The sequence below is a fragment of the Legionella rubrilucens genome (assembly GCF_001468125.1).
Lineage (GTDB): Bacteria > Pseudomonadota > Gammaproteobacteria > Legionellales > Legionellaceae > Legionella_C > Legionella_C rubrilucens.
In genome coordinates this window covers 334759-356809 of the sequence record NZ_LNYT01000022.1, presented here as the reverse complement: position 1 = coordinate 356809, position 22051 = coordinate 334759, and the positions used below count along the sequence as shown (strand labels likewise).

Here is a 22051-nt window from a genome sequence, read left to right as displayed (position 1 = left end):
GGGTTATCCACAGGATGTACAAAGTCAATGGGTCGGGGTCGCCATAAAAAACAATTAATAATCAATGAGATAATTGATTGTTATTCAAAATAAGGCTAGGCTGATGGAAAGTTATTCACATCCTCGGCCTTTTTTGTTTCTAGCGGACACCAGAGTTTGATAAAATAGCTTTGCCAAATTGTTGTAGAGTACACTACGATCAACATTGAAAAGAACCAGCCGATGAATATTGTTATGAATGATGCCATAGAGCGTAAACCAATTACGGAATTTACAGAAAAAGCGTACCTTGATTACTCCATGTACGTCATTCTGGACAGAGCCTTGCCCCATCTTGCCGATGGATTAAAGCCGGTTCAGCGCCGAATTGTATACGCCATGTCGGAATTGGGCCTTAAAGCCACGGCAAAGCATAAAAAATCCGCGCGAACAGTGGGGGATGTTCTGGGTAAATTCCACCCCCATGGGGATTCAGCCTGTTACGAGGCCATGGTATTGATGGCCCAACCTTTCTCCTACCGTTACCCGTTTGTCGACGGCCAGGGCAACTGGGGTTCTGCAGACGATCCCAAATCCTTTGCTGCCATGCGATACACGGAGGCACGCTTGTCGCCTTATGCGGAATTACTGCTATCTGAGTTACAGCAGGGAACCGTGGATTGGGTAGACAATTTCGACGGCACATTAAAAGAGCCCTCCCTGCTGCCGGCTCGTTTACCCAATGTGCTGCTGAATGGCGCAACAGGCATCGCAGTAGGTATGTCGTCTGACATCTTGCCGCATAATTTAAGGGAAGTGGCGGATGCCTGCATTCATCTGCTTGACAACCCCAGGGCCAGCCTTGATGATCTTTGCCATTACATTCAGGGACCTGATTTTCCAACCAGCGCCGAAATTATTACGCCCAAAAGTCAGATAAGAGCGGTGTATGAAACCGGTACCGGCTCTATCAAAATGCGCGCGGTATTTGCAGTAGAAAAGCAAAACATTGTCATTACTGCCCTGCCGTACCAGGTATCCGGTGCAAAAGTAATAGAACAGATTGCAGCCCAGATGCAACAAAAAAAATTACCCATGGTCGAAGACCTGCGCGATGAATCTGATCACGAGCACCCTACCCGCATCGTCATTATTCCTCGTTCCAATCGCATTGATGTGGAGGGATTAATGTCTCATCTGTTTGCAACCACGGATCTGGAGCGAAGCTACCGCGTCAATTTCAATATGATTGGTCTGGATGGCAAGCCCCGGGTAAAAAGTTTACCGGTTTTGCTCAATGAATGGCTGGTTTATCGCTTAATGACGGTGAAACGGCGCCTTCAATACCGCCTGGATAAAGTACTTGAGCGGTTGCATGTGCTTGAAGGATTAATCATTGCTTTTCTTAATATCGATGAGGTCATTGCCATCATCCGTGAGAGCGAAGAACCGAAGCCGGCTTTGATTCAGCGCTTTAATTTGAGCGAGAGGCAGGCCGAGGCGATTCTTGAAATGAAATTGCGGCATTTGGCCAAACTGGAAGAAATTCGATTGCGGGCTGAGCATGATGAGTTAAGCAACGAACGCGACATGCTTGAAAAAACATTAGGCAGCGAAGCACGTCTTAAGACCCTGGTTAAAAAAGAAATCATTGCTGATCGCGATGCCTTTGGCGATGAGCGTCGTTCCCCTTTAATGGAACGTCATGATGCCCAGGCCTTAAAGGAAGAAGATTTGTTGCCCAATGAACCCATTACCGTGGTGTTGTCGCAGAAAGGCTGGATTCGCGCGGCCAAAGGGCATGATGTCGAAGGGCGTGAGTTAAGTTATAAAGCGGGGGATGAGTTCAAAGCACAGGTCAATGCCCGCAGTAATCAGCAGATTCTCTTCTTTGACAGTGAAGGCAAGGTTTATAATCTTCCGGGGCATGTGCTGCCTTCAGCACGTGGTCAGGGAGAGCCTTTGACCAGTAAGTTGAATCCTGCCGATGGCATGATGTTTGAGGCCATGGCCAGCGGCGAGGCCGATGATTGGCTTGTCCTGGCGTCGGATGCCGGCTATGGTTTCATTACCCGCCTTGGCGAGCTGTATGTTAAAAACCGTAACGGCAAAGCCTGTGTCAAACTGCCTGAAGGCAGCAGCCTGTTGACGCCACGTCTGTTGACTGACAAAGAAAACCAGCTCTTGGCCTGCGTGACCAATGTTGGGCGTTTACTGATTTTCAACGCGTCAGAACTGCCTGAACTCAGTCGAGGTAAGGGGAACAAGATGATCAGTATTCCCACTTCCAAAGTAATGGCGCGCGAAGAATTCGTCATGGACATTCAGGTGTTGCATGCTGAAGATGCGCTGACAGTCCATGCCGGCAAGCGCCATTTCACCCTAAAGAACGAGGATTTGAATCATTACGCGGGTGAGCGCGGCCGACGCGGCAATCGCTTACCCCGCGGTCTGCAGAACGTGACGGCTCTGCAGGTCACGGTCCTTAAGCCGGCGAACGCATGAAATTGTCAGCGAACCAATTGCGGTGGATTTTAAATGCCTGGCCCCCTTTTTGGGGCGCCGGCATTAAAGTTGAAGAACTTCGCGATGATTTCTCCTATGCGCGTGTTTCGTTGGCTTTTCGCTGGTATAACAAAAATTACATGCGTGTCCAGTATGGCGGAAGCCTGTTTTCCATGACGGATCCTTTCTTTGTATTGATGCTGATTAAACGTCTGGGAAAAGGCTATGTGGCCTGGGATAAGCAGGGCGAAATTAATTACGTCCGGCCGGGTAAAGGCAGGGTTTATGCTGAGTTTACTTTAAGCGAGCAGCAAGTCACGGAAATCCGTGAAGCCGCTCTACGCGATGAAAAGGTTTACCCAACATTTGAAGTGGCCATTGTGGATGAACAAAAGCAGGTGGTCGCTACAGTCAAAAAAACCCTGTATGTTCGGCAGCAAAAAACAACCGAGCTCAATCAGACTTGAAATTGTAGGATTCGCGTCTGGGGAATTAAGGACCCGCCAGGAGGTCCTGGCGGGTTTTAAAAACCTGCAGGAGCAGGGGCATTATTGGCTGGATTGCAGCTGATGATAAAAGTCAAACGTGGAACTGGTTAGATTATCACTGTAGATCACCTCATCTTTTCCCTGTCGCGGGCAAATGTAGATGACATTACTTAATTTTTTCCAATCGAGAGGAACGATATTACAAAAAGGGAAAATGCTCAAAATGGTATTATGGACGCGCTTGCTGAACGAGTTTTTAAACAGGGGATTGGCAATGAGGTTGACCACTAAAAGGCCTGAAGGCTTCAGGTGCGAAGCCAATTGTGCAAAATAATCGGCAGTGAGCAGGGAGGCCGGGATATTTTGTTGGTGACTGTAGGCATCCGACACAATGACATCAAATTGCTCCCGTGTTTCATTGAGGTAACGCCGCGCATCCTGACCAATAAAACGGCCATTGATTTGGTCCTCAAGGAAGTACTTTTCAGCCACGCCTTTAATTTGCGGATCAATGTCCACATAAATCACCTCATTAGCATGGGTACCGGCTGCGGTAAGCGAAAAACCGCCAGCACCGATCACCAATATTTTTTTATGTTGCAACTGGAGCTGGTTAAATAAGAAATGGCGGATAAATTCAATGTAGGCAAATCCCTCCTTCTTATTAGTTATCATTGAGCTGCCAGATAAGTTAATTCGGAGCAGGCGCGCATTGTGAGCGGTAATGATTTCATAATTGCCGTAATTGTTAGTTAATTTAAAAAACTGCTGTTCATAGTTCACATTTAATAATTTGATAAAATACAACGCCAACCCCAGAAAAATCAGCGGAGGCCAGGCGAGGCCGCTTTGTGGCTTTAGCAAAATAATCAGCAAAAAAAGCAGGGCGCAATTGACGACGACGGTCCAGGCTACGCCGGTAAACTGAAAAAGCAGCAGTGACGTAACGAGTGCGCCTGAAAAAGATCCCAGTGTACTTAAAAACAGGGCTTTGCCGCTGATGCGGCTGACTCGCTGCTCCTGACTGAATAAATTCGTGGTTAACGGGATGGTTTGTCCCAGCCAGAAAACAACAGGCGCCAGAATGAACAGCAGGTACAGGGTCAGGCTGGCCAGAAAAGGCAGGGACAGCCTGTTAATGGTCCAATCGAAAAAGCTGCCAATGAAGCTGTAATTCAGCCCAATGCCTATCCAAATGAGGCTGACCATGAAATTGCGGTTTAACTTTTTATAAAAATCGTTGGGGTGCATGCCGCCGCGCCAATACCCCAAGGCCAGAAATAACAGAAATACCCCAATAATGATGCTGGTAATGACCACGCTGCCGCCAAAGAAGGGCAGTAATTGCCGTATCGTTAAGATTTCGACGGAAATAGTGACAAATCCTTCGAGTAAAAGAATGGCCAGTAAGGTATGGAGCATGGTCAGGGTTTAAGGGGAAAGTTTTAAGAGTATACTCAACTATCAACCAGAAAGCATGCCTAAGACTTACCTTAGCCTTTCACGGAAAATACTGGTAAATTGAGCGCTGAGAAAAGGGCGTTTTCCCATGTTGCGTATCAATCAGGATGATGTATGAGAATAAGAATGCTTTGTATCGTCACTCTGGGTTGTCTGTCAGGTATGGCTTGTGCTGCCTCGGTAAAACTGATGTGGGGCAAAAGTGACAGTCTCCTGCAGCAATATCCGGGTATTCCGCTTCATCAGCCCTCCCTCCTGACCCCGCTCAAAAGCATGGCGGGTAGCCCCTATGGGTTGCGGTTGCTAACGACTGCGCCGCATCATGCCCGGTATCAGATTCTTTTTAAGGGCCTTCCCGTTTGGGGTTATCAGTTGATCTTTCATCAGCAGGATAACCAGCCGGTCTGGGTTACCGGGATGAATATCCGCGGGCTCGAGCGAACAATTAAAACGACAAAGGGGTTATTGTCAGTGCAGCAGCTTAGAAAGCGAGTGCTGGCCAAAGCCAAAGGATCCGTGAAGTGGTTTCATCATCAAAAGGTGGTTTACCTTGATAACCAGCAACAGGCCCATCTTGCTTACCATATGACTTATTATATCCATACCCCGGACCATACGTTGCATGCACCCCAGATGCTGGTGGATGCCGATACGGGGCAGGTATTCAAGGCATGGGATGCCGTTCATCGCGAACAATGGGGGCAGGGGCTTGGTGGAAATGCATTTCCCTTACCTTATCGTCCCGGGTCTTTTCAGCACGGTGACGCCCTGCCTGGCTTGCCTTCGCTGGGGAAATTTGAAGTCAGGGTAAAAGACGGACGGTGTTATGTCGAGAGTGATTCCCTGCGCGTCATTAACATGGCCAATTTACCACTCGGTTACGAAGCCTTTCCCATCAGTACGGAAGACGAAAACACCTATGAATTAACTGCATTTTCCTACGTCTGCGACTCGTCCTCGTATTACCTTAATTACAATGATGCCAACACGGGGCCGGTGAATTACTCCTTTTCCCCTGTGAACGATGCCATGTACTTTGCCACACAGACTCTGGCAATGTATGAAAGGAATTATCAGCAACGAAATCCCCTGGGTACGGATTTGCCCCTGCGGGTTTACACGCACTTGTCCGAAATGGACAATGCCTTTGCCATACCCACTGTTTCTTTGGATGGCCAATTGATGGCCCATCAACAAATCATCATTGGCAATGGTCATCAGTTTCTCACCGCCCCGGCCCAAACGGTCATTGCCCATGAGTTATCACATAATTTTACCGAGCTTCATTCGGCTTTGGTGTATGAGGGGCAATCGGGGGCCATTAACGAAGCGTTTTCTGATATGGCCGCTATCGCCCTGCAGGATTATATACGACAGAGCTACCCCTGGTATTGGGATGGCCTTGATTGGACAATAGGCCGTGAGGCTGTGCTTGGCGGCGCGCCTTTACGTTACATGGATGAGCCGGGCAAAGACGGCATGTCCATCGAGCATGCCAGGGAGTATACCGATGATCTGGATGTGCATTTAAGCAGCGGCGTTTACAATAAAGCCTTTTACCGGCTTGCCAATAAACCGGGTTGGACTGTGCAGAAGGCCTTTCAGGTGATGATTGATGCCAATCGGTTTTATTGGTCCCCCATTGCCTATTACGATTTTGCTGCCTGCGGTGTTATTCAAGCCGCGCATGATCGCCAATGGGATACGGCAGCCGTCAAGGAAGCCTTTGCTGAAGTGGGTGTCGTTTGCCCGGTTCTTCCTAAACCGGATGCACTGGGGCTGAAGGGTTAAATTTGCACCAATAGGAATCTATTTTTTTCTAAATGACCAAGTATGAAGTATAATGGCAGTCCAGCCTGAAGGGAGGATTTTCAATGGTTTATTTTATACATGGCAAGGCAAGGGGTTTAATTTTTGACCTCAAACGACCTTCGCTGCTTGAAAAACCGGAAAAAACCAGACACAGCATTATCGGGGACATCCACCGCACGCTTTTTATCGGCACGCGCAACGAATTAAATGCACACCTGAAGCACTGGCAGGATGAAACCATCCAGAATCACCTTTACTATTGGCAGGGGGATATGAGTGCGGGCAACATCCAGATGCTTTTTCCGGAAAGTGCATTCAGGAAGGCGGATGAGTCCAGTGAGCTAACTGAAACCTATTATAGACAAAAAAAAGCCGTTTCGTTTGCCTATGTCGATAAAGCCGGTGTTCCTTCAGGATTCAGTTTTTGTTACCGTGCCGATGACCCCAGCCTTTGGCTGATTGCCATCACTAAAAACACCCACCTGCCTGTCGAGCAGCGTGAAGTCTATGTTGTCACCAGCTTTAACCCCGAACCCTACCTCGTGGAGCCTGAGAAAAGAGTAACCGCGCTGTCTTCTCATACCTTGTTCCCTATTTCCAGAACCATCGTAGATCACATTAATTCACCGCGCATCGAGGCAATGGCCCGCAGCCTGGTTTCCGGTATCAACAACAAATTTAATGTCCATGCCGACACATTCATGCATTGTGGCCAGTATGTGACTTTTGAACCCTCCCGGTTCGAAGACAATGACACGTTGCTGCAGCTGTTGGAAAAAAATCCGGACATTATTCTCAATGATTCGCTGTTGCAAAAACTCAATAGCGTGGGCAGTCACTTAACCCCGAGGCAGGTGATTGATTGTTTAAAGCCCCAGTCACCCTTAAAAAAGGTCTTACTGGATAAAAAGACCATGACGTTAGATGATCGTGAAAAAACCTATGTCGTCTTAAGGCTGGATAGACTGGGCCTTTTGAAACAATACGAGTCGGTGGCTGACAGTGATTCGCTGCTTGATTTTGTGAAAAGCCTGTTAAATGAATTTGATAATCAGTTGATAGAACATTTCACTACCCAAAGGCAGGTTGATTTTTTCCGCTTTTTAAGCCATTCCCCTTATAAAATGGAAATGGCTCGCCTATTGATCACCCAGAAAAGCAAATCAGTGCCCGTGGTGTGGAAGGCAGTGACCTTTTTTCATGATGTTTTTTTAAAGCAAGACGATCATTACATCCAGGCGGTTGTTTTTCAGCTGCTGCTTATTGATCCGGAGTTAACTCCAGAGCAACTGACGCTGCTTATCGACAGCCTTACTCCTTCCAAATTCCTTTCACAGGTGTTTAATCCTGTGGAATTGACAGGTTATCTGGCTAAGCAACAGCCCTTTGGCCGACAAGTAGAACGCATTAAGGAAATGCAGGCCTATTTTGCTAATGTCTTGCCCAAATTCGCAACAGCTCAGACGTTACGTAACAAACCTCTTCAGCCTGATTTCCTGAAAGGCCTGGGAAAACGTTACATCGACGGGCAAGACCTCCATATTCTGACCATTTGTGAAAATGATAACCAAATCAAGGCTTGCCAGGTTTTGCTGGAACTGGGGTTTCCGCCAGAAATACTGGCGTTTACGGTACCCAATGACGCGGTGGTCCTGGCCATCAATCATTTAGATTCCTTGAATCTTAAAGCGGCGATCAAGCCTTTACTGAATATACCCCTTTTCCATGTTGTTCTCGTCGCGATGAGTACTTATCCTTTGCTGCAGCAACGCGCATTATTGATTTTTGTTGCGCAGGGATTGGTCAAAATTGAGGAAATGGACAAATTAAGGCAGCGCCTTGTTGCCGAACCTTATCTTGCTAATCTTATCGTTTTAATGCATGAAGAAAAATTCATGCTGTCACAAATGCAGGACATTAGCAGCAATCCAGTAAAAGCGAGGGCGCTTAATCTCTTAATGACATTAAAGCTGCCTTTCGATCTCGCGGTGCTTGATTCGCCATTGTGTCATTTGTTGAGTTTGCTTTACAGCCAGTGTAAAAATTCGCTCTATAAAAGCGAGGTAAAAGATTACCTGACTGACGTTTTGCCCAGGCTGTTAAAAAACCAGTTCCCAGCCCCGGTGGATAAGCCTGACACGATTCATCAGCTTAGCCACATTATCAGTGACTATCAGCAAGTCGCCTCCCTGGCGTCTTCCCTCGGTATCGATTGGAGCTGGCTTGATTTACTCAAAGAGAGACCCAGGCTGCAGGCGATGGCGATTGCTCTACGTCAACTCGACATCGGCTCAAAGCAAGCGGACATCGCACCGATACTGGCATCTCGGCTGTTCAGCGAATTTGCGTCTTATTTTGCCATGGTGGATGACAAGCCCGGGGATGAGCTCATACAGCAGGCGGCGGCAGCACTTAAAATCACTCATTTAGAAAACCAGGACAGCCCGTTAGCGAATATTGTCCCGACTTTAATGACCAAACCTGAATTGGCGGCGGCCGTTTTAGCCGCTCATAATCAAAACCTGCCGGTACGGTCGCTGTTACAGGAAGAGAATCAGGCTTCACGCGTGGCTTTGGTTAATCGTTTGACACGCCGCGGCTCAACGCATGCGGCGCATTATGAATTGGCCATGCAAAATAATGAGCAGGGCTATGATTTTCGCAAAGTCATGGACAAGGTTAAACATTTTCCGCCCTTATTGCAGTCTGATGCTGCGCAGTTTGTTTATGAGGCTATTAGCCAACGTCAGACGGGCGGATTTTTTAAACCCGGGATGGGGGGAGCACTCGCCCAGGACGATACCTGGCAGTACGGTGATTACCTGGCTATGCGCGTGCTGTTAGTCAATCGCTTTCGACAGTTGGGGCTCGATAGAACTTTAGTCGATCTCCTGCTTGAAGAGAACGAAAAAGGCAGGCAGTTTTTTACTGTGGTCGCACAGATTGAAACCCGATTTCAGGAGATCCGTGCGAGATTGGTACGGCATGCCCCGCATAAACTGGCCCGTTACCTTGAGCCGGAACGTCAATACCGGACCCAACTTTATCAGATGGTGTTTGGGGCAATGGCTCAGGAGGTGCGCCCGGATAAAGACACGTTTTTAAAGCAACTTAAACAGGTAGAGACTCCCCTGATGGCCATAGCCAATGAAGACAGGAATCCACTGTTAAGAAAAACGCTGCTGATCATTACCAACATGCTGACTTTGATTTTTACGCTGACTCTTGCCAATGCTTACCATTACCGAAAAAGCGGCGATTTCCTCTTTTTTGAGCGGCCGGCCACCAGCGAAGGGATCAACACGCTGGATATTGAGCTTGCACGGACCATTGGAGCGCCAGCGGCATGAAACGAAGTGCATTAGCGATTGTCCTTGCATTGATTTTTTTGGAGTGGCTGGATTTCAGTCTTTATTTGTATTTGGCCAAATCAGTGTTTGCCAAAGAATTCTTTCCGCCCTCATCGTATAGTCTGCTTCTGTCATTTGCCCTCTTTGCCGCTGCTTTTCTGGCGCGTCCCCTTGGCGGATGGTTATTTGGCCAGCAGGCGGATGCCATCGGGCGACGAAAGCCCATGGTCTGGTCAGCCGGCCTGATGGGCATCGCGACGGTCGGCATTTGTTTATTACCTGACTACAACACCATTGGCATTGCTGCCGCCTTTGGACTTTTATTCCTGCGCGTGGCGCAGGGGCTGGCGTTGGGTGGCGAAATCAATACTTCCGCCATGTTTCTGATTGAACATCATGCAAGACAACCGTTGCGGGCGGGAAGTCTTGTTGCCGCAAGCGGTGCGGCTGGCATGTTTCTTGGCGGGGCAATGGCCGCTCTTTTGCAATACAGCTCTGTTCCCTGGATGTGGCGAATACTCTTTGCCAGTGTCGGCCTTTTATCGTTGTGGGTTTGCCGGCTTCGCAAGCGCTTGACTGAATCGCCCGAATTTAAAACCAATCACGCGCCGATTGCCGAGATCTGGCGTAACCATGCACAAGGACTGATGAACATTGCCATGCTTGGGGCCTTTGTCAGTGTCACCGTGTATCTCTGCAATGCCTTCTGGGTTTCCTATGCCATCGACAGGGGCCTCTGGAGCAGCAGCCAATGCGCCTGGATTGGTTCATTGGCGCAATTGAGTTCAGCTTTGCTGGCTCTGCCCCTGGCGCGGGCGGTGAGTCCGGAACGTGTGTATCTGCTATTGCGCCTCGGTGCCGTGACTGCCCTGTTGACTGCGCCTGTGTTGTTTTATTGTACTACCATTGCCTATGCCCCAGGTGTGTTCGCCGCCTTGGCAGGTTATGTGTTGACCAATGGCTTGATTTGTTCATCCATGTTTTATTTCCTTTATTTACAGTTACCGGCCCAGTACCGTTGCCGTGGTGTATCCACTGTCTGGGCATTGGCAGCCAGCATTGGTGCGGTGAGTTTGCCGTTTGCCGAGCAGGCTGTTCAATGGCATTGGTTTTGGGTTCCACCACTATTGGAATGCGTGTTTGCCACTATTGCATTTTTATTTCTTTATAAGCCCTCGCCCCATTCTGCGGCAGTTGATGTAAAAACAATTTAAGTTGATTAATATATAATCAATAATCGTAACATCAGGTTTTATGTCCATGGAAAATGCAAACAATTTCATGTCCATGCACATTTGTTATAGAAAATACTATTGAATTACGCCTGATTTTCTGCTTAATATGATTATTCTGCACCGACGGAAACTTAAGGAATGAGCCATGACTTTGCCAAAGAAGGCGTTACGGTATGGCCAGTTAAAATTTACCAACGACAAGACGGTACCCTCCTCTGGTCATGTAATAGAAAAAGCAACTTTTGTAGATGCTGTTGATGGTGAGAAAACTGGATTTTTTAAACCCCTAAGCGGCTCTTATCCACGAGTGCTGGCTCTTTACTCAGTAGCGGTCAGCGTTGCGTTGCGCAATTCCTTGGGCGATAATGCCGCGGAAGAGCGGCTGGTCTACGATGAAAAGGGTGAGATTTGTGGAACCTTCTCAATTGCTCTAAAAAAATACAAGCCTATGGCCCCTTCCGGTGCTACCCTGCCTACCAATGCCAGCGAAAGGGAAGAAGTTTATCCCAGTTACAACACCTTGTTGTCACATAATGTTGCCAAGTGGCTTGTCGCAGCCTGGCGGCATAAATGCGATGATCGTCATCCTGGAAACACCGATCTGGACAACATCCTCGACTACGACATGATGCTGTGGGGCATCACCTGGATAATGAAAGGCGCTCGTAATGTCGATGGCATTATCAAAGAGCACCCGGAAACGTCGATGGGCTTAAAAAGCACGGATCTTGATAATTTCCCCATTATCGATACCCGTACTCACTGGCCTACCAATACCATGCCAGGCAATTTAAATCTGGGCAAACGGCACATGTGTTATCAGGCCTTTCGCGAGCTGGCGGCCAATCCCTCCATCAAACTGAATTCAGACAGTACTCCCGTCAGTTTTCAGGAGCAGTTTTTCAGTGCGATTTTGCAGGAGTTATTAACCTACGAACCCTCTATCCTGAAAGAGCGTTTCAATGAGTATTTCGGCACGGAACCGCTAAACTATCTGTCACTGCCGGACGGTAAAGATCAACTGTTATCAAAGACCTACCCCAGGCTTTTTAATGCAGAAACCGACCGCCAACCTTTCGTTGACCATATCCTTGAGGTGATGCAGAGGGAGTATGATGAGTTTTACCGTAACACTGTTTTTTATGTTGGAAAAGAAAAAAACGACTCCGGTGTTCCGGTCATGAGTTTTCGTGATTTCCTCCAGGCGAGGCCGTCTGCCTTTAAAAAAACCAAAACGTGGGCGGAGCAGGAAAATGCATCCATAGCGGAGTACTCGGAGGCTTATAATAAGAAAATCGAATCAGCCTCGGAGCCAGCAGGTACACCGAACTATTATTGTTTACCGACTGCGGCAAGGTATGATTTGGAAAGAATGCATGCCCGCTATCATCAAATCTGGCGTGATGCTCATACCCTGCATTTTCAGGCCATTCTGTCTAACATTGACAAATTGCTGGAGAGCTTATGGGAGGAATTAACCCGTAAGACTTCATTGGCGAGCAAAACGTCGGAAACCAGTAAGGCCCCGCCCAAGCCCATGGAAGAGATTACACGTTCCATTCAGCTGTTTAAGTCGGACATCGAGATGCCCAAGCTGGATTGCGATGAAGAAAATCCGCTGGCGCAAGGGTACATGGAATTAAAGCGGTTAAGGCAGGATTTAGGAAAATGCACTGACCGGTATTTTGACCTTCAGGCCGGGCAATTAGATGACGAAGCCAATATGCAGTTCTGCATCGACATAACCAATTGCTGCCACAGTTATGAAAATCGGCTTTTAAAATTATTTGGCCAGACGCCCAGCGCCGATGCCTGGCTCAACATCATTACACAAATGTGGGAGTTTAATAACAGTTTTGGTTTTGTCCGACATCTTAAAGGCAAGGATACACCGATTGGTCGTCAGGAAAAATCCGAGACACAGCCATTCGTTATGCGGAATCATACCGAAAAAGCGGTGATTTCAGTAACCTTGCAAGCCTTGTTTGACTGGGCGAATGACATTGGTCGCCTCACGCTGGATGGTTATATTGGGGAGGTGATAGAACACCATTACAAACCTTCTGCCTTGAATGTGTTATCCAATAAAAACCGGACGGATGAAATTTTAAGCTTTCTCAAAAACAGCAAAGAGGAAAAAGGGGAAAACATTCTGGGGCATATTCTGGCTACGGGTGGGACAGAGAGTAATTCACTGAATACTCTGCTCATCAAATACCTCGTGCCCAAGATGCTGACTCACCGCATTGGGCAAAGCGATGTCAATTTGTCATCTGTTTTACGCGCGGTGCAAAAGAAGGAATTCGAAATCCGAACATACGCTGTTGAGGCTCAGAAATTTGTTCAGGCGTCTCCACGCTTCACCCATATTTATTCCGCCAAAGCCCGTCAGTTGTTTACAGAAAGCCTGTTTCAATGGGCCCAAACCATGGAGAGTGGAATATTTAAAAAAATAATTCGGGATGTGATAAAAGGATATACCCCTTACTCGTTAAATATATTCAGTACCAGAACGCGTGGCCCTGAAGTGGAAGGTTACCTCAAAGATTCAAGCAACAGCAATGAGATGATTCTAGCCAAAATTTTTTGTGGCAAAGGGAGCGATAGTGCACTCAGTCGCGATGTGTTCAATAAGGTGGTGGAGCAAATGCAGAAGAACGAAGACAAGTACCCTCTCGCTTGTCAAGTGACGACGGATGACTTGCGAGCCCATTTTTTTAGTGCGGTATATGATAATGCGAAATCAAGAAGTTTCAGCAAAACGAATCCCGCTTTGCGTGAGTTCAGCCATTAAGGCTGACTCGCCCGGGCTGTAAAGGAGACAGCGTCTCTTTTATCTCGTGCACTAAGTCGTTCATGGATTCATTATCATAATCCTGTGATACCTCGGCTTTATCCTTAAGGTAGTCAAATTCCTCCTGCATGCAACTGGTTTCCTCTTCCGGAAGCAGGTGCGGGGCGGCGGATAATAAATCCGCGGCCTGCGTGGTCAATTGGTTAAAGTTCTCTTTGTCATTGGGCGCACGTCGACTTGGTGCTGGTCTCTGCCAGGCATCGTACAGTAATTTCAGTCCGATAAAGACTAAAGGCAATAAAACCAGCGTGCCCAATAAGATAGAGGCCGAAATGGCAGCCGTGTTTGAAGGATTGCCTTGGGTAATGGTGCCATTGCCTGCGAGCAGAGGGGCGGTGCAGGGTTGGTTGCTTAGACAGGAGGGGCCCGGCACCCGCTGGGACTGTGTCTGGAAAAAAAGCGGCGCTTCGACGCGCTGGGTAAACGACGCTTGCGGCAGCGACGCCTGTTTGGCAAAGGATTCGGGCGGCTGTAATGGCCGGGTGCTCAAATCGATAGGGGGGTGTTCCTGTTGTGTGCTGGGGATCAGCGCGGGCTTATCGGGGATGGGCAACCCATTCATCTCCTGTTGGTGACCGACCCAGGCGTGCATGGAATCCATCAAATGCTGGACTAGCTCGCGCGTGGAACTGACCATGGCAATTTGCTGGGTTTCTGTGCCTTGCTGCTTCAGATGATTGAGCACTTCATGCACCCCATCGAGTAATTCCTTGCTGGCTGCGCTTAAATCCGAGATCGAGGTGGGAAAGCGCGCGAGGTTATCCTGATTGTGAATGAAACGATCGATTTTTTCCGTCTTTCCGGATGTCATTCGTTTCCACCAGCTTAAATCCTGCTTATCCTGAATCAATTGATGATAAAGCCGCGAATTCGCCTCCACCACACTGACAATGTGTTGTTCCGATTGCTGAACAAACTGTTCAATGCCAAGCAGCAGATTGTTCATTTGCCTTCGAAACTGGATGAGTGTAAACACTTCGCCGGCCTGGTCAAATAATTGCAGCAGGGAATCCAGAATATGTTGAAAACGCAAGACTTCCTGTAAGTCGCTGATGCTCTGACCGTAAGCGGCCTTGGTGGCTGTCGAGATTTTATCGATTAATCCCAGCGACGGGCAGTTGCCCAGGGTATGCGGCGTCAGCTTTAATTGGCTTAATTGCGGGTTTCCGGGTTGGGCTAAGGCATCGCTCGTCTTTTCGGCGCAGTGTTTAGCGGAGAGGGTGGGAAATTCCTGCTTGCCCTCAATCCCTCTTGGCGCTTCTGAAAAATGCTCCCAATAAGGATGTGGATTAACCGCCCCATCGGTCAGGGCAAAATGGAGCACCGTATGGCGTAATTCGGCCACGCGGTTTAATTGGTGCTTAACCTGTTCAAACTGCAGTTTTAACTGTTGCGACTGCTGTTTATTTTCAATGTCTTTGGCAATGCGATGTTCCAGCGTGTATCGGCAGTCGGCTAGGAACAGGCGGTCGCTTCCCTGAGTCGGTGAAACGTGTGTTTCAACCACGCGCAGGTATTTATTGAGCAATTGCAGCTGTTTGTTAACAAATCGCCCATCATGAATAACCGCCATGCGGTTAAGAATTTGTACAGCATCAAGGAACACATAATTAAGCGGCTGATTCAGATGCCGGTCGTCCAATTGATCATTACGTATTAACAGGTAGTCGCCAATGAAGCGGGTCATGGTGTTTAAGGCGGGCCAATGAAGCCGGCGGTTAATCAGGCCAATGTGAAAATCATCACGGCTTAAGCCCTGTCTTGGGCGGTATTCGTTGCCAAAAATCCAGGAGCCTTCATTGACATTCACCAATGCCACTTGATTATCAGGGGAAAACCAGGCCATGTCAGTGCGCAACAAGTCGGGGTCGAGGCCGCTGTGGCTGCGGGCAGCGAGAATGGTCTCGCGCAATTGCAGTTCCTCCTGGGTATAGCAGGATTCGTCATGCAGCGGACGAGTAAAAAAACCAAACCGGGCTTGTGGCGGCATGGCGCGATAGGTGACTTGATGATGCCCTTCCCGCATAAATCCTCCCTGACGTCCTATAGAGCAATAACCATCCTAGTTGAGCTCCATTCCATTCATTTGTAGAACCAATTATTAATTAGCCATATAATTATCCAATTGTAAAATGATTTCTAAACCAGCGTTCCCAATACGCTATAATTCATGACAAACAGCGTATTTTCAGGGTATATTTCCTTATCCTGCTTTTTTAATGAATGCCCATGTCCCGTGATTTTCTAAAAACCCTGCCGCAATTCATTGCGCCCAAACACACATTAACCTCCATGGCAGGCAAGCTGGCGGAAGTGAAAGTACCAGCGGTCAAAAATCGTCTAATCAAACGCTTTATTGCTAAATACAGCGTGAACATGAGTGAGGCGTACGAGGAAAACCCTGAGAATTATGCCTGTTTCAATGACTTTTTTATTCGTCATTTAAAACCTGATTGCCGCCCTCTGGCAGACGCTGACGTTGTGTCGCCCGTTGATGGTGTGATCAGTGAGTTGGGCCGTATTGACAAGGGCCAGTTGCTGCAGGCCAAGGGACGCTACTATACCGTGGATGATTTCCTGGCCTGTGATCCGTCACGGTATGAACCCTTTATTAACGGCCGTTTTGCCACCCTTTACCTGTCGCCCAAGGATTATCACCGTATTCATATGCCGATAAAAGCGACTTTGCAGCACATGATTTATGTTCCGGGCAAATTGTTTTCTGTGCAACCCGCCACCGCCAGAACGGTGCCGCGTCTTTTTGCGCGCAATGAACGGCTGGTGGTCTTTTTTGAGACGCAGGTGGGATTGATGGCCATGGTGTTAGTCGGGGCTGTCATTGTCGGGGCAATTGGCACGGCTTGGGAAGGTGATTTAGCGCGCCTGAATCGAGTGCAGGAATTCAGCTATGCTGACAGACCGCTCACCCTTGAGCAAGGTGAAGAAATGGGTTATTTCAAACTTGGGTCAACCGTGGTGCTGATGTTTGCCAATGGTGCGAAGGTGGACTGGCTTTCTTCGCTTAAGGCCGGCGATAGTATTCGTTATGGCGAAGCGCTAGCGACTATTTCACCTTGAAGGATTGGTGCATTCAGATGGGATAGTCGCTTATCCCTTTGGCATTCGCGAATGATCAGGCGCTTCGATTTCCTCTTTGCTGACTTCTTCGTTGTTGGAGGGGCTTTGGGGCTTCGCTTCATCCACCAGCCCTGAGTACTTTTCACGCCAAAAAAGATTTTTATGATCACTGTCGGGCTTTTTATCCGTTGTTGCCTTGCGTTGCTGCCACAACTTCTGCCATTGCTCATCCTGCCAGAATGGTTTGACCGTCTTAAGCACGTAGCCCTTTTCCGAGGGGATTAAATGCACAAACTGGAACGTGTCGTTGGCCGTCTGGCTTAAGTCCTTGCCGAATTCATGAGCCAGTTTGTAACATCGGCGTAATTCTGTCAGGGTTACTCCCTTGGCGAATTCATCATCACTTCGTTCTGCTATTCGTGGTATCTCATACTCGCTCTCAGCGAAACCAACAACAAACAAAAGCGGGATGATGGGTTCTTTTTTAAGCTGCCGTTTATAGTTTTCAAGGACTAAATCATTGAGAATGTATTTGAAGTGGTTATACATGGTGTAGTGAGTTCGTTTATCCATGACCTCATTTTTTTCAACATAATCGTCGGAATGATAGGCTTTCATACCGGCGATACAATTAATGGCTTTGCACAGTTCAAGGTATTTAAATTGACCGAAACCGTACACGACCACTTCTTTGCTTTCACCACAGATTGCCTGCAACGATTGCTCATCGATGTTCATATTTTGACTAATTGGAACTTTCTAAGCTCAGTATAGTTCAAAATAATTTCATTTTGTAAACAAACTGCTTATTTTGGCGAGCCGCCTCGCAAGGAAAAAGTCCTGAGATTTTGGCTTATTATGCAAAAAAAATGTTTCAGTCGTTTCGCGCCCTTTTTCTTGTTGATTGATTTCCGATGCGGGCGTTGCAGAAGGAATAAAAGAGAGAGTCATTTTGGTTGCGATTATCTGCTCTTTTAAGGCTTGACTAGGATGGATAAAATTAGGAAAAAGTTCGTATTGGTTCAATACGGCTTAAGGTATTACAAACTTAAGGTATTCAATTAGTTATTGCGGATGTTAAATCCATTAATGGTACCGAGAAGAGGACTCGAACCTCCACGGGGTCACCCCCACTAGCACCTGAAGCTAGCGTGTCTACCAATTCCACCACCTCGGCATAGGACGGTAAAATACTCAAGAACGTCGGCTCTGTCAATGATTATTCGACCATTTTATAAAATAAAGTGTTTTTTCGTCTCTCGCTCACCCTGTATTCTTGTTATAGTTGAATTTTTCACAAAATACACGGTAAAACCCAGGAAACCCCCATGTCATTACTCACGGTGATTGAACGGTGCATCAATAACATCATGGCGGTCATTCCACGCTCACGGCCGTCTTGTGAGGCTTTGGGAGAGGCGCGTGTGATTGCTCATCGTGGCGCACATGACCGCCATGTTATCGAAAATACGGACGCGGCCTTTGCCCGCGCCCTAAGCTGCCATTGTTGGGGAATCGAACTGGATGTGCGAATCACCGCGGATGGTGTTCTTGTCGTCCATCATGACCCCACCCTGATGCGACTATGGCAGAGGCCTGATGCAATTGCCGATTTGTCTTTTCAAGCCTTGCGGGAACGGGTGCCGGATATTCCGTCGTTGCCGGAGGTTATCAGCCGTTATGGGAGGCGTCTGCATTTGTTTATTGAATTGAAAACCCAGGTGGATGAGGCTCTGTTGTATGACAACCTGAAGACATTAACCCCGATTGACGACTATCATTTGATTAGCCTTGATGACGCCTTGCTCCGCCCCTTAACGCGTTTCCCGCGGGCAGCCCTCCTTCTCGTCCCGGAACATCACAATGTGCAACAGTTCTGCACCTTGAGTTTAAAGGAAAACTACGGCGGGGTTTTAGGTCATTATTTGTTATTGAGCAATAAGAAAATCAAACCGCTCATGGCAGCCAGGCAGCAGGTTGGGGTTGGATTCATTGATTCAAAAAACAGCCTGTATCGGGAGTTGAATCGTGGTATTCGGTGGGTGTTTACCAACAGGGCGCAGCCTATCTGCGCCCTGTTGAGCAAAGTCGTTAATCCTCAGCGTTAGCGAGGTGAAATCATTTCTTCCGGTTTAACGTATTCATTAAACTGTTCGGCTGTGAGGTAACCCAGCTTGACTGCGGCTTCCTGAAGCGACGTGTTGTCATGATGGGCTGTTTTGGCAATTTTGGCCGCTTTGTCGTAACCAATGTGTTGATTTAACGCGGTGACCAGCATGAGTGAGTTCTTAAGGTAATACTCGATTTTTGCCTCATTGGCCTCAAGCCCTTCCACACAAAATTCCTGGAATGAATGGCAGGTGTCTGCCAGCAGGTTCAGAGAATGCAGGACATTAAAAATAATGACCGGTTTAAAGACGTTGAGTTCGAAATTTCCTTGGCTTGCCGCAACCGCCACACTGGTGTCATTGCCGATCACCTGGGCGCAAACCATGGTCATGGCTTCGCACTGAGTCGGATTAACCTTGCCGGGCATGATGGAGGAGCCTGGCTCATTCTCAGGGAGGATCAATTCGCCCAAGCCGCAGCGGGGACCTGACCCCAACCAGCGCACGTCATTGGCAATTTTCATTAAGGCACAGGCTAAGGCCTTCATCGTGCTATGGGCCATTACCAGTGCTTCATGAGAGGCCAGGGCTGCAAATTTATTGGGTGCAGACACAAACGGCAATTGTGTCAATGCGGCGATATGGGTTGCGGCTTTGTTTGCAAACTGGGGATGAGTGTTTAATCCGGTACCGACAGCAGTTCCGCCTAGAGCCAGTTCGTAAAGTTCCGGCAGCACCGCCTCAAAACGATGCAGGCAGGCATCGAGCTGGGCTACGTAACCCGAAAACTCCTGACCTAAGGTCAGAGGCACCGCATCCTGCAGATGCGTCCGCCCGATTTTAACGATGGTATTAAAACGGTCCATTTTGGCCGCGAGCGCATCGCGCAGATGCTGTACTGCGGGTATTAATTTCTGTTTGAAAGCCAGTGCGGCGGCGATGTGCATGGCGGTAGGAAAGGTGTCGTTGGACGATTGGGACATGTTGACATGATCATTGGGATGAATGGGTGTTTTGCTGCCCATGACGCCCCCGGCCAGTTCAATGGCACGGTTGGATATGACTTCGTTGGCATTCATATTGGATTGGGTCCCGCTGCCGGTTTGCCACACGTGCAGGGGGAAGTGATCGTCAAGCAGGCCAGCACTGACCTCATCAGCGGCTTTGATGATTAAATCGGCTTTATCCTGACTTAACTTGCCAAGTTCACGATTGGTTAAGGCTGCTGCTTTTTTCAAAATACCGAAGGCATGTGTGACCTCTCGCGGCATGATGTCGCGGCCAATGTTGAAGTGATGCAGCGAACGCTCTGTCTGCGCGCCCCAATACTTGGAAGCAGGCACGGCAATTTCGCCCATGCTGTCCGTTTCAATGCGTGTGTTACTCATAATGGGTTCCTGATTAACAAAATGCTAATCTTAGCACAGCCCCAGAGGCTGGCCGCAACAGAATCAATAAGAATCAACCGGTTTTTTCCATGTCGTCCAATTTCCAGCGCCGATGCGGCCATAGCCATTGGGCGGGATTGGCTAAGATGAATTGCTCAATGGCCTGATTATAAATTCGGGTGTTGTCATGCAGGGCCTGCTCCCAATCCTCATTTTCTTTCCAGACGAGGGCGGGATAGAACTGGAGAACATGGTGTTTTTTGTTGAGTCTATAGGTGGCGCCGGGGACAACCAACGCCCCTGTTTTACCTGCCAGGAAAGCAAGCGTCTTATAGGTTCCTGCTTTGCTGCCAAAAAAATCAACGGCAATACCATGACGTCCATCTATGCTGGCATGCTGGTCAAATGTAAACACCAGGACGTTATTGTCACGCAGCAATTTTCGTGCGTGTTTAAACATGTCGCGGCTGTCAATGATGGCAAGATTTGCCTTTTGAAAGCGCTGGAACAGGATTTTTTGCAACCATTTGATACGGATTGCACGGCGGACAAAATAAAAGCGGCCAGAAAGGGCCGCAATCGTGGGGAAGCCCAGTAAGGGAGCATATTCCCAATTGCCTACGTGAGCACAAAGTAAAATCACGCCGCGTTGTTGTGCATGGGCAGACAGAAGATGCTCAAGGCCTTCGATTTCTATTCCCTCTCTCAGCTTGTCATGATTGCACCATCGTATAGAAATGATTTCTTTGAGTGTTGTTAAAAAGTGGGAATAAAAGGCTTTGGCCAGATTCATTTTTTCCTGTTTGGAATGGCATTTAAAAACGCGCTCTATGTTTTTCATGATAATGCGCTTGCGCAGCGGGACGAGATAATACATCAGGCGGCCAACGGCAGTGATTTTAAGATTATCGAGGGAGATTTGCGGCATGGATGCTCCGGGTCCTTTAGAGTTGCCAGCGCTTATAAGACCAAATCCACTGCTCGGGATGACGCAACAGCAGCCTCTCCAGTGTTTGGTTATAAATCACGGTATTTTTTAATAGGGCAGCGGCTGAATCTGGATCCTCCTGCCAGGTGAGTGCGGGATGAAATTCGATCCGATGCCTGCCTTTCGGTAATCGATGGCAGGAAACAGGAACGACAGGGGCACCCGATTCGTTGGCTAATAAAGCCAAACCCTGATAAGTGTAGGCTGGCAAATTTAAAAAATCAGTGAGTAACGTCCCTTTTGATTCCGCTGGCGCTCGTTGATCAAAGGTGATAAAGACCAAGCCTTGCCGTCTGAGGGCGTCAAGGATAGGGCCTCTGGCCTTGTTTTTAGGGATAATGGTTAAGCCGTGACGTCGGTAATTAGCAAATAGCAATTTTTCCGCCCAGGCGCGTTTAATGGGTTTGCGTACAGCATAGGCCGGGTTAGAGGTAGGGAGCATGACATAACAGAGGGGGCAACCAATTTCCCAGTTGCCAAAATGGCCAGTGAGCAGTAGGACGCCCTTGTTTTGCTTTACGGCTTCCAATAAATGTTCAAGCCCCTGCATATCCGTTTTTCTTTTCAGGGGCTTCACTCCCCGTAACAGACAAATAATCAACTCTTTAAACAGCGTGATCATGTGGGAATAAAAAGCCATAATCAATTGTTTTTTTTGTTTGTCCGATAGTCGATTTCCAAAGACAGCATGGATGTTGGTGTGGGTTTGAGAAGTCGGTTTATGGAATGCATGGTAAAACAGCCGCCCTAACCAGGTGACGGATGGCTCATGGGATGTTTCCTTGTGTTCCATAGCACTCTCACA

Annotated in this window: 14 protein-coding genes and 1 tRNA gene; 8 read left to right on the top strand and 7 right to left on the bottom strand. The window is 48.1% G+C overall.

All coding sequences use genetic code 11. The features are described from left to right. Positions 1-234 precede the first annotated feature (234 nt). Together parC and Lrub_RS13355 are read left to right on the top strand one after the other, a co-directional pair. Positions 235-2484 carry a DNA topoisomerase IV subunit A gene (gene parC, locus Lrub_RS13360; protein WP_133134108.1) on the top strand — a complete coding sequence of 750 codons (2250 nt, stop codon included), beginning with the start codon at positions 235-237 and terminating at the stop codon, positions 2482-2484. Then, positions 2481-2951 carry a DUF4442 domain-containing protein gene (locus tag Lrub_RS13355; protein WP_058532601.1) on the top strand — a complete coding sequence of 157 codons (471 nt, stop codon included), beginning with the start codon at positions 2481-2483 and terminating at the stop codon, positions 2949-2951. Before parC ends, Lrub_RS13355 begins: the two co-directional genes overlap by 4 nt. A gap of 81 nt (positions 2952-3032) precedes the next feature. Here Lrub_RS13355 and Lrub_RS13350 read toward each other — a convergent pair whose 3' ends face one another. After that, a complete protein-coding gene (locus Lrub_RS13350; protein ID WP_058532600.1) occupies positions 3033-4394 on the bottom strand; it encodes a fused MFS/spermidine synthase in 1362 nt (453 codons plus the stop codon). 153 nt (positions 4395-4547) lie between these two features. Here Lrub_RS13350 and Lrub_RS13345 point away from each other — a divergent pair, with 153 nt between their 5' ends. From Lrub_RS13345 to Lrub_RS13330, 4 genes are all read left to right on the top strand, one after another. After that, complete coding sequence (locus tag Lrub_RS13345) at positions 4548-6224, top strand: M4 family metallopeptidase (protein ID WP_058532599.1); 1677 nt, start codon at positions 4548-4550, stop codon at positions 6222-6224. A gap of 83 nt (positions 6225-6307) precedes the next feature. Further along, positions 6308-9595, top strand: a complete 3288-nt coding sequence (locus Lrub_RS13340) for a hypothetical protein (RefSeq protein WP_058532598.1) — start codon at positions 6308-6310, stop codon at positions 9593-9595. Then, on the top strand, positions 9592-10809 hold the full coding sequence (locus tag Lrub_RS13335; protein WP_058532597.1) for an MFS transporter: 1218 nt from the start codon (positions 9592-9594) through the stop codon (positions 10807-10809). Before Lrub_RS13340 ends, Lrub_RS13335 begins: the two co-directional genes overlap by 4 nt. Before the next feature lie 166 nt (positions 10810-10975). Continuing rightward, positions 10976-13624 carry a hypothetical protein gene (locus Lrub_RS13330; protein WP_058532596.1) on the top strand — a complete coding sequence of 883 codons (2649 nt, stop codon included), beginning with the start codon at positions 10976-10978 and terminating at the stop codon, positions 13622-13624. On the opposite strand, the gene Lrub_RS13325 is transcribed toward Lrub_RS13330, so the two are convergent. Further along, positions 13614-15710 carry a hypothetical protein gene (locus tag Lrub_RS13325; protein WP_058532595.1) on the bottom strand — a complete coding sequence of 699 codons (2097 nt, stop codon included), beginning with the start codon at positions 15708-15710 and terminating at the stop codon, positions 13614-13616. The genes Lrub_RS13330 and Lrub_RS13325 overlap by 11 nt on opposite strands. Positions 15711-15913: 203 nt before the next feature. Here Lrub_RS13325 and asd point away from each other — a divergent pair, with 203 nt between their 5' ends. Then, positions 15914-16762, top strand: coding sequence for an archaetidylserine decarboxylase (gene asd / locus Lrub_RS13320; protein WP_058532594.1), 849 nt, complete (start codon positions 15914-15916; stop codon positions 16760-16762). Between the two features lie 30 nt (positions 16763-16792). Here the strand turns inward: asd and Lrub_RS13315 are convergent, their stop codons facing one another. Both Lrub_RS13315 and Lrub_RS13305 read right to left on the bottom strand, forming a co-directional pair. Then, positions 16793-17500 carry a hypothetical protein gene (locus Lrub_RS13315; protein ID WP_058532593.1) on the bottom strand — a complete coding sequence of 236 codons (708 nt, stop codon included), beginning with the start codon at positions 17498-17500 and terminating at the stop codon, positions 16793-16795. A 352-nt stretch (positions 17501-17852) separates the two neighbouring features. Then, positions 17853-17939: transfer RNA gene (locus tag Lrub_RS13305), tRNA-Leu, on the bottom strand. A 151-nt stretch (positions 17940-18090) separates the two neighbouring features. On the opposite strand from Lrub_RS13305, the gene Lrub_RS13300 reads away from it, so the two are divergent. Further along, positions 18091-18870, top strand: coding sequence for a glycerophosphodiester phosphodiesterase (locus tag Lrub_RS13300; protein ID WP_058532591.1), 780 nt, complete (start codon positions 18091-18093; stop codon positions 18868-18870). On the opposite strand, the gene fumC is transcribed toward Lrub_RS13300, so the two are convergent. The 3 genes from fumC to Lrub_RS13285 all read right to left on the bottom strand — a co-directional run bounded on the left by fumC (position 18867) and on the right by Lrub_RS13285 (position 22039). Then, positions 18867-20258 (bottom strand): class II fumarate hydratase, encoded by a 1392-nt coding sequence (fumC, locus tag Lrub_RS13295; protein WP_058532590.1) that lies wholly within the window; start codon positions 20256-20258, stop codon positions 18867-18869. The two genes, Lrub_RS13300 and fumC, sit on opposite strands and share 4 nt — an antisense overlap. A 73-nt stretch (positions 20259-20331) precedes the next feature. Beyond that, a complete protein-coding gene (locus Lrub_RS13290; protein ID WP_058532589.1) occupies positions 20332-21186 on the bottom strand; it encodes a lysophospholipid acyltransferase family protein in 855 nt (284 codons plus the stop codon). 16 nt (positions 21187-21202) lie between these two features. Further along, positions 21203-22039 (bottom strand): lysophospholipid acyltransferase family protein, encoded by an 837-nt coding sequence (locus Lrub_RS13285; RefSeq protein ID WP_058532588.1) that lies wholly within the window; start codon positions 22037-22039, stop codon positions 21203-21205. Positions 22040-22051: the final 12 nt, after the last annotated feature.